We start from the raw sequence: 13,566 nt of genomic DNA on the forward strand, positions 1-13,566 counted from the left end.
TAAAATGAAACTGCTAACTTTAAATTGTCACTCCTGGCAAGAAGAGAATCAAATCGAAAAAATAAAGTATCTTGCTAAGGTAATTCAAGAAGAAGATTATGATGTTATTGCACTGCAAGAAGTAAGCCAGTCTATAAGGGCTGAAAATGTATGCGGTAACAAGAAAAAGAATAATTTCGGACTTTTATTACTAGAAGAGCTTAGAGCGCTAAATGTAAGAGAATACACTATCGTTTGGGATTTCTCTCATATTGGCTATGATGTGTACGAAGAAGGTTTAGCAATCCTAACGAAGCATGAAGTCGTAAAAGAAGACACTTTCTTTGTATCAGAAAATAAGGATACTTCGTATTGGAAAACGCGTAAAATTGTAAGCGCGACAATCTCTTATAAAGGTGAGAATATAACATTTTACTCGTGTCATCTCGGTTGGTGGAATGATGATGAAGAACCATTCCGAGGGCAAGTAGATCGTTTAATGGAGCATGTGAACAGTAACAAGCTTTCCTTCTTAATGGGAGACTTTAATAATAATGCTCGCGTGCAAGGCGAAGGTTATGATTATCTCATGCAAAAAGGCTTGTATGATACGTACGAACTCGCTATAGAGAATGATGAGGGAACCACTGTAGAAGGTGAAATTGCTGGTTGGGACGAAAATAAAAAAAATTTACGAATCGACCTGATTTTAAGTAATCAAAGTAAAATCGTTAACTCTTCAAAAGTCATTTTCAATGGCATAAATCGAAATGTAATTTCAGATCATTTCGGTGTAGAAGTTAAATTAGACATATAATAGAAGAAAACCTCACAGATAATGAAAAACTGTGAGGTTTTTTTATAAATACAAGTATTTCCAAGATAAAATACTTGTATTTTTTATGACATTTCCTATATATTTGTTATTATTGAATGTAAAACCAATTTGGTCATTTTGTATGCATACTTTTTTTACTTCGTTATATAATGAAGTAAGTAAAAGATTTAATTGGAAACATAGTGCATTTTCGTTTAATCCACGATGTAGGAAGTGATATAATTGCAAAATGTATGTATCATTTTCTAAAGAAGGAAAAATATATAATTAGGTGATAGCTTATATGAAACAAATTTGGCGTATTTATAAGACAGACTTACGGAATGTGGCCAAACATTGGGCTGCAATTGTTATTGTATTAGGGCTAATGATTTTACCATCGTTATATGCATGGTTTAACATTAAAGCCTCTTGGGATCCGTACGGAAATACAAAAGAGGTTCCCATTGCGGTTTCTAACCAAGATGTTGGGGCAAACTTGAGAGGGAAAGACATTAACATCGGGAAAGAAATTGTAGATTCACTTAAGAAAAACAAAAATCTTGGCTGGAAATTTGTTGATGAGAAGCAAGCAATTTACGGAGTTGAGCGTGGTGATTATTACGCAAGTATTACAATTCCGGAAGATTTCTCTGAAAAGATTGCTACAGTTATTAGCGACAACCCGAAGAAACCAGAACTTGATTACTATGTAAATGAAAAAGTAAATGCCATTGCACCAAAAATTACTGCTAAAGGTGCATCAGGTATAACAGAAGAAATTAGTAAAAACTTTGTTAAAACAGCAAACGGTGAGATTTTTAAAATCTTCAATGACCTTGGAATCGATTTAGAAACGAACTTACCAAGTATCGAGAAAGTAAAAGATCTTGTATTTAAGTTAGAAGCGCAGTTCCCAGAAATGAATACACTTATGGATAAGGCATTAGATGATGCGACTCGAGCAGAGGATGTTGTGAAAGTAGCGCAAAAAGAGCTGCCAGTTGTAGAAAGTGTTATTAATGATGGTCAAGAAGCGTTAGGGAATTTAGATAAGTTCTTTGCAAACAACGATCAAACATTGCAAAATGCTCCTGGGACGATACGAAATCATTTAACAACGGCTAAAGATGTAATGGATAAAGCAAATACGTTTACGAACTTTTTAATGAATCCAGGGATAGACCTTTCTGGTATGAAGGGATTACCTGAGTTTCCAGCGCGTCCGGATCTTTCAAAGTTGAATGATGAAGGTTATAAAAATATTGCAAGAAATATTAATCAAACAGTGAATAATGTTTTAAACTCGGCACGTGCAGGAACAGCGTATGCGCAAAGTGTTGTAAATGGATTACAAAATGGGAGTGTTGATCCAGAGATAGCTAAGAAAAATATTGCGACTATATCTAATAATCTTCAAACGCATATTGATAATCTTTCTTATGTAATTGATGTTATGGCTCGTTTAGAGCAAGGAGCTCAAACTGAATTTGGTCAAAATTTCTTTAAAACAAGAAAAGAGCATTTAACAGCTATTAAAGATGGACAACAAGACTTGAATAATCGATTTAAACATTTAAATGATGTAATTAGTACAGGTCAAGAAGTAAAACAAGATGTGCGAGATGGAATCAATCAGAAACTAAATGAAACTAATGCTTTAATCGATCGAGCTGAAAAAGATTACAATGAAACATTTGTAGCAGATTATAAAAAAGCAGTTAGCACAGTTGATCAAGCGAAAGCTGATGCAAATGGAGCATACGATACTGTGAAAAATGAATATGATAAGGCAAAAAATACTTTTGAAGGTATTATAGCAGACGTAAATAATAGAGGTGTTAATGGATTAGATAGCACAAAAGTAGCTTTAAACAATTTAAATGGTGAATTACAAGCTACTAAGAATCTAATTGGTGATGCGATTCCGGTTCTAGAAAGCACAAATAAGGTATTAGCAGATGTAAATAGTGACAAAAACCTTAATAATGGAATTGCAAAATTGAATAAAGCACAAAATGCTGTTCAAAAAGGTATAGATGCAACGAATAAGGCAACTACATTAATTAACAATGGACAGAAGCCTACAAAAGAGGTTGTAGAAAGTATTAATGAAGCAACTAAAAATGCTTCAGCTCAATTAGGAGATTTCTTAGCAACATATGATTCAGAAATCGTTCCAAACTTTAACACAGCAATTGAACGTACGAAACGTATGTCTAAAAACACAACTCAAATTTTAAGCGAAGCAGACAAAAAGCTTCCAGATGTTAAAAAATTACTAGAAGATTCATCAAAAGGCTTAGTAGATGGTAAAAAGAAATTAACAGATATTAAAGCTGAAATGCCAGCTACTGAGAAAAAGATTAAAGAATTAGCAAATAAAATTCGTGATTTTGAATCAGAAGAGGATATAAAAGACATCATACGCTTATTGAAAAATGATGTTGAAAAGCAAAGTGATTACTTTGCAAATCCAGTAAATTTAAAAGAGAATAAATTATTTGCGATGCCGAACTACGGTTCAGCGATGTCACCATTCTATACAGTGCTTGCACTATGGGTAGGCGCACTATTAATGGTGTCACTATTAACGGTAGAAGTACATGAAGAAGGCGCGAATTATAAGAGCCATGAAGTATACTTTGGACGTCTATTAACATTCTTAACGATAGGCCTTTCGCAAGCATTTATCGTATCGATGGGGGATATATTCTTACTCGGTACGTACGTAGTTGATAAATTCTGGTTTGTGTTATTTAGTTTATTTATTGGGGGAGTCTTTGTTTGTATCGTATACTCACTCGTTTCTATTTTCGGAAACGTTGGGAAATCGATGGCGATTATTTTACTTGTACTGCAAGTAGCAGGATCGGGTGGAACATTCCCAATTCAAATGACACCAGCGTTCTTCCAAGCAATTTATCCGTTCTTACCATTCACATATGCAATTAGTGCCATTCGTGAAACAGTAGGTGGAATGCTTTGGGATGTAGTAATTAGAGATCTACTTGTGTTAAGTGCTTTCGTAGTAGTCATGATTGTTGCTGCATTATTACTGAAAACACCAATTAACAAATCAAGTGAAAAATTTGTTGAGAATGCAAAAGGAAGTAAAATCATTCATTAAAAATAAAAGGTTCCTACCGAGAGCGGTAGGAACCTTTTTGCTTAATCAAATTTTAATTTTTTTAATGCTTCTGCGAATGCATTATTTAATGGTTCTTCTTCTTTTTTTTGTTGTTTCATATATTTTTGGACATCACGTTTATCGGCTTTGTTGCCTGACTCTTTTTTGCGTCTTTCTTGGAATGTAGAAAGTTTCTCGCGATAGCCACATTTACATGCAAAAATTTGGCCTGCTCCTTCACCACGAAGTTCTAGTTTCTTTTTACACTGAGGACAGCGAGCATTTGTAGTGCGGGATACATTTTTACGATGACCACATTCGCGATCTTGGCATACAAGCATTTTGCCTTTTTTGCCGTTTACTTCTAACATTGGTTTGCCGCAGTCTGGACAAGTTTTCGTTGAAATGTTGTCGTGTTTATATTTTTTATCGCTCGATTTAATTTCAGCAACAATTTCTTTCGTATAGTTTTTCATTTCTGAAATGAATACTTCTTTTTTTAATTTACCCTTTGCAATTGCTTCAAGTTTTTGCTCCCATTCACCAGTTAGTGTAGGAGATTTTAATTCTTCTGGCACTAAATCAAGTAACTGACGGCCTTTTGCAGTAATATGAATATCTTTACCACGTTTTTCAATTAAGAATGAATTGAATAACTTGTCGATAATGTCAGCTCGTGTAGCTACAGTACCTAATCCGCCAGTTGATTTTAACGTGTCAGCGAGTTGTTTGTTTTGCGTATCCATGTATTTCGTTGGATTTTCCATCGCTGAAAGTAATGTTGCTTCATTAAAGCGTGCAGGTGCTTTCGTTTGACCTGATGTTTGGACAATGAGTTTTACGTTTAATGTATCGCCTTTTTCGATGCGAGGTAAGATTTGTTCTTTCACATCGTCAGCTGCATCGTCATCTTCAAATCGATTCGCATATACTTCTTTCCAACCCGAATTTAAAATTGTTTTGCCACGTGCGATGAACGTTTCGTCACCAATTTTTGTTCGTAATGTTAGTTGTTCATACTCAAAGGCCGGGAATAAAACGGCTAAGAAACGTTTTACAACTAAATCATAAATTTTACGTTCTTTATCTGTGAAAGCTGAGAAATTTACATAGCTTTCTGTAGGGATAATCGCGTGATGATCGCTTACTTTACTATCATCAACAAATGATTTATTCGATTTTACTGGTTTTTGTAATACTTTATGAGCTAAAGGACGGTATTCTCCTACGCCACATGCTTTTAAACGTTCTGGAAGTGTTCCGACGATATCAGATGAAATATAGCGTGAATCTGTACGAGGATACGTTAACACTTTATGTTGCTCATATAATTTTTGCATAATGTTTAATGTTTCTTTTGCAGAGTAACCAAAGATTTTATTCGCATCACGTTGTAGTTCAGTTAAATCATAAAGACCAGGAGCGAATGATTTTTTCTGCTTTTTCTCAATTTCAACGACAGTCGCGTTTTGTTTATCCAGCTTTCTCACAATCGTATCGATCTTCTCTTTATTAAAGTTACGGCCATTGCCTTTTGCATCTTGCCAAGTCAATTTTAACTTGTCAGTTGTTTGAGCTTCGATACCGTAGTATGTTTGAGCTTTAAAGTTTTTAATTTCGTCTTCACGACCTGCAATGATAGCTACAGTAGGTGTTTGGACACGACCGCAGTTTAGTTGTGCGTTAAATCGAGTCGTTAATGCACGTGTTGCATTAAGACCGATATACCAGTCTGCCTCTGAACGTGCAACGGCTGAAGCATATAAGTTGTCATATGCTTTGCCTGGCTTTAAACTTGCAAACCCATCTTTAATTGCTTTATCCGTAACAGATGAAATCCATAGACGTTTGATCGGTTTATGAATTCGAACCTTATCAATAATCCAACGAGCAACTAATTCTCCCTCACGGCCTGCATCTGTCGCTACAATAATTTCATTTACATCTTTTCTAAGTAGTTGACTTTTCACAGCGTTAAACTGTTTTCCAGTTTGTTTAATTACTGTTAATTTCAAACGTTCCGGTAGCATTGGTAAATCTTCTAAATTCCACTTTTTATATTTCACATCATAACTTTCTGGATCTGCTAATGTAACGAGATGACCTAGAGCCCAAGTAACAATATATTTACTACCTTCAAGATAGCCGTTTCCTTTTTTATCACATTTCAGTACACGTGCGATATCACGTGCAACAGAAGGTTTTTCAGCAATTACAACACTTTTTGCCATATTTAAAACACCCTTTCAAATTTCCATAAGTTAAATATAGCATACATCCTTTTTGGAAACAGTTATGTCGAAGATTCTAACTTTTTACTATTGAATGGAAGGAGGGTGAATGAAATTCCTCACTTGAAATTTTTACGTATATAAATAAAAGATTGATATGAATGTCATATTTTAAGGTGGATGCGTTGACATCGTAAATGAATTTCATTATCATTAAAGAAGGTTACCAAAATATTGCCAAAATAATATGTGATAAAGCGGATTAATACATATGAATTGTATTTTTAATTGATAATGAAATTCATTTTAATCGTAGTATATAAAGAAAGTGGCAAGAGGAGGTTTCCATCAATAAGAGTTATGATTTCTATCATTCTATAAATAGATGAGGGGGATAAAATGATAGGATTATAATCTGTTTAAAATCAAGTGATGGCGACAGAACATAATCTGCACCATGAAGAAACTATGAAAAAAAGATATTTGTTTATTATGCTTATTGTTTTATCAATTGCTTCTATTTTTATTGGTGTAAAGGACATTAGCCTAAAGGATATTTTGCATTGGGATCAAGATAAAATGCAAATTGTATTCATCAGTAGGTTACCGCGTCTAATCAGTATTATCGTTGCTGGTGTGAGCCTGAGTATAAGCGGTTTAATTATGCAGCAGCTGAGCAGAAATAAATTTGTATCCCCAACAACTGCGGGTACGATGGATAGTGCGAAGCTCGGAGTGTTAGTGTCGTTAATGTTATTCACGACAGCGAGTCCTCTTGAGAAAATGCTTGTTGCATTCGTCTTTGCATTAGCTGGTACATTTTTATTTATGCAAATTTTAAAGAGAATTAAGTTTAAGGATGCGATATTTATTCCACTTGTTGGGATTATGTTTGGGAATATTATTAGTTCTATTACGACATTCTTTGCTTATAAATATGACTTAATTCAAAATATCAATTCATGGCTACAAGGTGACTTTTCAATGATTATGAAAGGAAGATATGAAATTTTATATTTAAGTATCCCGCTTGTAATTATCGCTTTTTTATATGCAAATCGTTTTACCGTTGCTGGAATGGGAGAAGATTTTGCTGCGAATTTAGGGATGAATTATAATCGAGTACTAAATATTGGACTTATTATTGTTTCTTTAATCTCTGCATTAGTTGTTTTAACTGTCGGAATGATTCCATTTTTAGGACTTATTATTCCGAATATCGTTTCTATTTACCGCGGAGATAATTTGAAAAATAGCTTACCTCATACTGCCTTATTAGGAGCGGTTTTTGTACTAGCTTGCGATATACTTGGCAGAGTCGTAATTTATCCGTACGAGATTTCTATTGGTCTTACAGTAGGAGTAATCGGAAGCGGAATCTTCCTTTATTTATTGATGAGGAGAAACGCATATGCAGCATAGAAAACAAATAAATCATAAGATGATGTTGGCAGTACTTGCCATTGTATCGGTTATAGTCATTGGGATATTTTTATTTATTAACTTAAATATGAACACATTAGATTATGCCTTGCCAAGAAGAGGTAAGAAATTATTGGCGATGGTCATAACAGGCGGAGCAATTGCGTTTTCGTCTATGATTTTCCAGACGATTAGTAATAACCGCATTTTAACACCGAGTGTTATCGGTTTAGATTCGCTTTATATGTTTATTCAAACATTTGTTGTGTTTGTATTTGGATCACAGCATTTTGCAATGATGAATACAAACGTTAACTTTCTTATATCGGTAAGTTTAATGGTGATTTTCTCACTCTTTCTTTATAAGTTTCTGTTTAAGAGAGAAGGAAATAATATTTATTTCCTACTTTTAATCGGATTAATATTTGGGACATTCTTTCAAAGTTTATCATCCTTTATGCAAGTACTTATTGACCCAAATGAGTTTCAAATTGTACAAGGGAAAATGTTCGCAAGTGTCAATAACGTGAAAACAGAGTTACTCGTGACATCTATCATTGGAATTGTATTGGTTCTTGCTTACGTGTATAAAGAGCTGAAGTTATTAGATGTGCTATCACTCGGGAGAGAAGAAGCGATTAATTTAGGAGTAGACTACGATAAAGTTGTGAAGAAGCTTTTAATTGTAATTGCAATTTTAGTTTCTATTTCTACAGCGTTAGTAGGACCAATTACGTTTTTAGGATTACTTGTAGTAAACGTTGCACGTGAATGCTTACGTACATATAAACACAAATATTTAATAATAGGTTCCGTCTTTATTAGTATTATTGCCCTAGTAGGTGGACAGTTGATTGTTGAAAGAGTGTTCGAATTTAACACGACTTTAAGTGTCATTGTTAACTTTGTTGGTGGCGTATACTTCATTTATCTTCTATTAAAGGAGAGCAAGTCATGGTAGAAGTAAGAAATATATCAAAGCAATATGGAAACAAAAATGTTGTTGAAGATGTCTCTATTAAAATAGCAAAAGGAAAGATCACGTCTTTTATTGGTCCAAATGGAGCTGGAAAAAGTACAGTTCTTTCTATAATTAGTAGATTACTAAAAAAAGATGCTGGTGAGGTTTATATCGAGGATAAAGAAATTAGCGAATGGCAAAGTAATGAGCTTGCTAAGAAAATCTCTATTTTAAAGCAAACGAATCATATTAATTTAAGACTTACTATTCGAGAATTAGTTAGCTTCGGTAGATTCCCCTATTCACAAGGGAATCTTTCAAAGGAAGACTGGGATCATATTGAGGAAGCTATTCGTTATATGGAGCTTGAGGATATTCAGCATAAATATTTAGATCAACTTAGTGGTGGACAGAGGCAAAGAGCATATATCGCAATGGTTATTGCTCAAAACACTGAATACATTTTGTTAGATGAACCGCTTAACAATCTAGATATGAAGCATTCCGTACAGATTATGAAGGTGTTAAGACGATTAGTTGAAGAACTTGGGAAAACAATTGTCATCGTAATCCATGATATTAATTTTGCTTCTTGCTACTCCGATCATATCGTTGCTTTGAAAGATGGAAAAGTAATGAAAGAAGGACCAACAAGTGAAATTATCGATCCAGATGTTTTAAGGAGTATTTATGATATGGATATTCATATAGAAGAAATAGCTGGAAATAACATTTGTATTTATTTTTCATAAGAGGAAGTTATTTTTGATAGTACTAAGGTGCTATCGATTTAAAATAATTTTAAAAATTTTATTGAGGTGATTGAAGTGAAGAAATTAGCGATGCTACTATTAACTTTCATGCTTGCTATCGTCGCTGTTGCATGTAGTAATAATGCTTCTACTGACAAGAAGACAGAAGCGAGTGAAAGTAAATCAAAAGAAATTACGATTAAGCACAAATTAGGAGAAACAAAAGTTAAGACGAATCCGAAAAAAGTCGTAGTATTTGACTTCGGTTCATTAGATACATTAGATAAATTAGGTGTTGAAGTAGCAGGCGTACCGCAAAAAAGCACACCGAAATACCTTTCTAAATATCAAGATAAAAAGTATACAAACGTTGGTGGTTTAAAAGAACCAGATTTCGAAAAAATTAATGAAATGAATCCAGATTTAATTATTATTTCTGGAAGACAAGCTGATTCATATAAAGAATTTGAAAAAATTGCTCCAACAATTTACGTAGAACAAGATACAAAAGATTACATGAAATCATTTAAAGAAAACACAGAAACATTAGCGAAAATCTTCGGTAAAGAAGATGAAGCGAAAAAAGAAATTGCAGCAGTTGAAAAAGATGTAGCAGCATTAAATGAAAAAGCGAAGAAAAGTGATAAAAAAGGTTTAGTAATTTTAGCAAACGATGGTCAAGTAAGTGCATACGGTCCACAATCTCGCTTCGGTATTATTCATGATGTGTTTGGAGTAACTCCTGTTGATCCAGAAGTTAAAGCTGATACACACGGTAATAAAGTTTCATTCGAATACATTCTTGAGAAAAATCCAGATTACTTATTCGTAATCGATAGAGGTGCTGTTGTAGGCGGTAAATCTTCTGCGAAACAAGTAGTTGAAAACGAACTTGTAAGCAAAACAAATGCTGCGAAAAACGGTAACGTAGTTTACCTTGATGCAAACTACTGGTACTTATCTGGTGGCGGACTTGAGTCTGTATCAGAAATGGTAAAAGAAGTATCAAAAGCTTTAAAATAATAATGTGAAAAGAGTGATAGGATGAACTTCCTATCACTCTTTTTACATACGAAAGTAAAGCACTTGTTATTTCACTAGAATAAGAGTAGACTCTGAAGTAGATGAATAAGAAAACACATGGGAGTTTGTGGATGCAAACTGAGAGTATGACTAATCCGTCATTGACCATTTGAACCTGTTGGATAATGCCAGCGTAGGGAGAGTGTAAAAGCACATGTTCAGACACTTTGCGTATGCAAAGTGTCTTTTTGTGTATCTCCCATCATGAAGTTAGGAGATGAAAACATGAATGTTAAAGAAATTAGTAAAGTAGTGGAATTGGTGAGAGAGTCGAACCCACTCGTGCATAATATTACAAATGTTGTTGTAACAAACTTTACAGCAAACGGTTTATTAGCATTAGGAGCATCGCCTGTTATGGCATATGCAAAAGAAGAAGTAGCAGAAATGGCTAGTATTGCTGGCGCACTCGTTTTGAATATGGGCACACTGCGCCATGAAGAGGTAGAGGCGATGTTACTTGCTGGTAAATCAGCGAATACCCACCAAATACCAGTATTGTTTGATCCAGTTGGTGCAGGCGCAACTTCTTATCGAACGGAAGTTGCAAGATATATTCCAAGTGAAGTAGATTTAGCGATGATCCGCGGGAATGCAGCGGAAATGGCTAATGTTATTAATGAGAAATGGGAAATTAAAGGTGTGGATGCTGGTACTGGAAATGGTGATGTTGTAAGTATCGCGAAACAGGCAGCAGATAAACTAAATACAGTTGCAGTCATTACTGGAAAAGAAGATATTGTTACAGATGGAGAGCGAACATTTATGATTCGCAATGGTCATCAAATTTTAACGAAAGTTACAGGAACAGGTTGTCTATTAACTTCTGTAATGGGAGCATTTGCAGCAGTTGAAAAAGATTATGTGAAAGCAGCAGTTTCCGCATTAACATTTTATGGAGTAGCAGCAGAACTAGCAGCTGCCAGAGCGGTAGAAAGCGGACCAGGAAGCTTCCAAATCGAATTTTTAAATCAGTTAGCGAATACGACTTCAGATGATGTTGAGAAGCATGGAAAGATAGAGGAGTTAGAGTAAGAGGGGATGAAAGAAATGGCGCGCATTGAAACGAGTGAAATGTCCAAGTTACTGCAAGTGTATTTTATTATGGGAAGTAATAATTGCACGAAGGATCCATTACACGTATTAAAAGAAGCATTAGATGGCGGAGTGACACTTTTTCAATTTCGTGAAAAGGGAGAAAATGCTTTAACTGGAGAGAATAGATTGTATTTTGCAAAGGAATTACAGGCACTTTGCAAGGAATATGGTGTCCCTTTCATTGTGAATGATGATGTAGAATTAGCTATTGAATTAGATGCAGACGGTGTTCATGTCGGGCAAGATGACGAAGGGATTACATCCGTTCGTGAAAAAATGGGTGATAAAATTGTGGGAGTATCTACACATACAATTGAAGAGGCACGCTGGGCAATTGAAAACGGGGCAGATTATTTAGGGGTTGGACCTATTTTCCCAACGAGTACAAAAAAGGATACGAAAGCTGTTCAAGGAACGAAAGGATTAAGTCATTTCAGAGAAGAGGGTATTACTACACCAATTGTCGGTATTGGCGGGATTACAATAGAAAATGTATCTTCTGTTATCGAGGCAGGTGCAGATGGAGTTTCAGTTATTTCCGCAATTAGTTTAGCGGATTCTGCATGTGAAAGTGCGAAGAAATTAGCTGAGGAAGTAAATAAGAGTTTGTAAGAGAAGATCATGTAGCATAAAATGCTGCATGATTTTTTGTTTATTATTTTTGCTTTTCAATCTTTTAGGGGTGTAATTTAGAAAAAATAGAGGAGAGCTTTTTGATGCGAAAATATTTGCAATAGAGAAGTACTGTTCTTTTGTCGTATAAAACAAACTATGCCGCTTAAACTAATATGCATAAACATATATTGTTTCGGAGGCGAAGGCATGATTGTATTCCAGGATATTATAGCTGCTTATGAGAAAATGAAAGGCATTGTACATATGACACCGTTAGATTATTCGAGCACATTTAGTGAATTATCACAGAATGAAGTATATTTAAAGCTTGAGAATTTACAAAAGACAGGCTCCTTTAAGGTACGTGGTTCTTATAATAAAATGGTTTCTCTTGAGAAAGGTGATTTAGAAAATGGTGTTGTTGCAGCATCCGCTGGAAATCATGCGCAAGGAGTTGCTTACTCTAGTAGTATGCTCGGTATTCCTTGTACGATTGTAATGCCAAAAGGTGCACCGTTAAGTAAAGTGCTTGCGACGAAAAGGTATGGCGCTCATGTAGAATTACAAGGTGATGTATTTGATGATGCATTAGCTTACGCACTAGATTTAAAAGAGAAGACAGGAGCAAAATTTGTACATCCATTTGATGATGAAGCAGTGATTGCGGGTCAAGGTACAGTCGGGCTGGAAATTTTACAACAACTTGAAGACGTAGAAGCTGTTATTTGTCCGATTGGAGGAGGAGGATTAATTGCAGGAGTTGCGATGGCAATTAAAGAACAAAAGCCATCGGTGAAAATATATGGTGTACAAGCGCTTGCTTGTCCAGGAATGAAGCAATCACTTCAGGAAAAGAAAGTAATAACAGTAGATGGGGCACCGACTATGGCTGATGGTATTGCAGTAAAAAGACCAGGAGATTTAACTTTTGAGCTGGTGCAACGTTATGTGGACGATGTGTTTTGTGTAGATGAAATGGAAATCGCACGGACGATGTTAATGCTTCTTGAGCGGAATAAATTGTTGGTCGAAGGGTCCGGTGCGAGCTCATTGGCTGCTTTACTTTATCAAAAAATCCCAATAAAAGAAAAAAAGGTCGTATCAGTGCTAAGTGGTGGCAATGTCGATGTAAACTTTATCGCGCGTATTATTGAGCATGGAATGGTTGAAGCTGGGCGTTTCGTTCATATCGCAACAATGATTAAAGATAAACCTGGATATTTGCAACACTTACTTGAGATTGTAACAAGTTTTGAGGCGAATGTATTAAATATATATTTAGAACGGATTGGTACAAAGGTATTTCCAGGATATGCGCAACTACATTTATCATTAGAAACGAAAGATAGAAATCATATTGAAGAAGTATTGAGCGGTTTAAAAAAGAAAGGATACACTGTAGAAGTTATCGATTGAAAAGATTTCAACAAACGTTTGATAAAAAAGCACAAACCTACAATGATAAAAGGTTTGTGCTT

10 protein-coding genes and 1 riboswitch are annotated in these 13,566 nt (G+C 34.9%); of the genes, 9 read left to right on the forward strand and 1 reads right to left on the reverse strand.

Annotated elements, in window-relative coordinates; translation table 11 throughout:
- Positions 1-4: 4 nt before the first annotated feature.
- Positions 5-796 carry an endonuclease/exonuclease/phosphatase family protein gene (locus tag DJ93_RS14955; protein WP_042981622.1) on the forward strand — a complete coding sequence of 264 codons (792 nt, stop codon included), beginning with the start codon at positions 5-7 and terminating at the stop codon, positions 794-796.
- Positions 797-1,100: 304 nt separating this feature from the next.
- Positions 1,101-3,926: a YhgE/Pip domain-containing protein gene (locus tag DJ93_RS14960; protein WP_042981624.1), complete on the forward strand. Its 2,826-nt coding sequence runs from the start codon at positions 1,101-1,103 to the stop codon at positions 3,924-3,926.
- A gap of 41 nt (positions 3,927-3,967) precedes the next feature.
- Here the strand turns inward: DJ93_RS14960 and topB are convergent, their stop codons facing one another.
- Positions 3,968-6,157 carry a DNA topoisomerase III gene (gene topB, locus DJ93_RS14965; RefSeq protein WP_042981626.1) on the reverse strand — a complete coding sequence of 730 codons (2,190 nt, stop codon included), beginning with the start codon at positions 6,155-6,157 and terminating at the stop codon, positions 3,968-3,970.
- Positions 6,158-6,625: 468 nt separating this feature from the next.
- Between topB and DJ93_RS14970 the strand changes: the two genes are divergently transcribed.
- From DJ93_RS14970 to ilvA, 7 genes are all read left to right on the forward strand, one after another.
- A complete protein-coding gene (locus DJ93_RS14970; protein ID WP_042984216.1) occupies positions 6,626-7,579 on the forward strand; it encodes an ABC transporter permease in 954 nt (317 codons plus the stop codon).
- Positions 7,580-7,598: 19 nt separating this feature from the next.
- Positions 7,599-8,540, forward strand: a complete 942-nt coding sequence (locus DJ93_RS14975; RefSeq protein WP_374937181.1) for an iron chelate uptake ABC transporter family permease subunit — start codon at positions 7,599-7,601, stop codon at positions 8,538-8,540.
- Positions 8,534-9,292: an iron ABC transporter ATP-binding protein gene (locus tag DJ93_RS14980; protein ID WP_042981631.1), complete on the forward strand. Its 759-nt coding sequence runs from the start codon at positions 8,534-8,536 to the stop codon at positions 9,290-9,292. Before DJ93_RS14975 ends, DJ93_RS14980 begins: the two co-directional genes overlap by 7 nt.
- A gap of 75 nt (positions 9,293-9,367) precedes the next feature.
- Positions 9,368-10,315: a siderophore ABC transporter substrate-binding protein gene (locus DJ93_RS14985; protein ID WP_042981634.1), complete on the forward strand. Its 948-nt coding sequence runs from the start codon at positions 9,368-9,370 to the stop codon at positions 10,313-10,315.
- 107 nt (positions 10,316-10,422) lie between these two features.
- A riboswitch (TPP riboswitch) is annotated at positions 10,423-10,532 on the forward strand.
- A gap of 68 nt (positions 10,533-10,600) precedes the next feature.
- Positions 10,601-11,410, forward strand: coding sequence for a hydroxyethylthiazole kinase (gene thiM / locus DJ93_RS14990; protein ID WP_042981638.1), 810 nt, complete (start codon positions 10,601-10,603; stop codon positions 11,408-11,410).
- Positions 11,411-11,425: 15 nt separating this feature from the next.
- Complete coding sequence (gene thiE, locus DJ93_RS14995; protein WP_042981640.1) at positions 11,426-12,085, forward strand: thiamine phosphate synthase; 660 nt, start codon at positions 11,426-11,428, stop codon at positions 12,083-12,085.
- A 210-nt stretch (positions 12,086-12,295) separates the two neighbouring features.
- Entirely contained in the window at positions 12,296-13,504 is a 1,209-nt protein-coding gene (gene ilvA, locus DJ93_RS15000) for a threonine ammonia-lyase (RefSeq protein WP_042981642.1), read from the forward strand.
- Positions 13,505-13,566: the final 62 nt, after the last annotated feature.

It is taken from the genome of Bacillus clarus, assembly GCF_000746925.1.
Classification (GTDB): domain Bacteria; phylum Bacillota; class Bacilli; order Bacillales; family Bacillaceae_G; genus Bacillus_A; species Bacillus_A clarus.

What these genes read in the sequence shown, in the direction of transcription:
- DJ93_RS14955 (WP_042981622.1), top strand. Translation starts at nt 5, where the DNA reads ATGAAACTGCTAACTTTAAATTGTCACTCCTGGCAAGAAGAGAATCAA.
- DJ93_RS14960 (WP_042981624.1), top strand. Translation starts at nt 1,101, where the DNA reads ATGAAACAAATTTGGCGTATTTATAAGACAGACTTACGGAATGTGGCC.
- topB (WP_042981626.1), bottom strand. Translation starts at nt 6,157, where the DNA reads ATGGCAAAAAGTGTTGTAATTGCTGAAAAACCTTCTGTTGCACGTGAT.
- DJ93_RS14970 (WP_042984216.1), top strand. Translation starts at nt 6,626, where the DNA reads ATGAAAAAAAGATATTTGTTTATTATGCTTATTGTTTTATCAATTGCT.
- DJ93_RS14975 (WP_374937181.1), top strand. Translation starts at nt 7,599, where the DNA reads ATGATGTTGGCAGTACTTGCCATTGTATCGGTTATAGTCATTGGGATA.
- DJ93_RS14980 (WP_042981631.1), top strand. Translation starts at nt 8,534, where the DNA reads ATGGTAGAAGTAAGAAATATATCAAAGCAATATGGAAACAAAAATGTT.
- thiM (WP_042981638.1), top strand. Translation starts at nt 10,601, where the DNA reads ATGAATGTTAAAGAAATTAGTAAAGTAGTGGAATTGGTGAGAGAGTCG.
- thiE (WP_042981640.1), top strand. Translation starts at nt 11,426, where the DNA reads ATGGCGCGCATTGAAACGAGTGAAATGTCCAAGTTACTGCAAGTGTAT.
- ilvA (WP_042981642.1), top strand. Translation starts at nt 12,296, where the DNA reads ATGATTGTATTCCAGGATATTATAGCTGCTTATGAGAAAATGAAAGGC.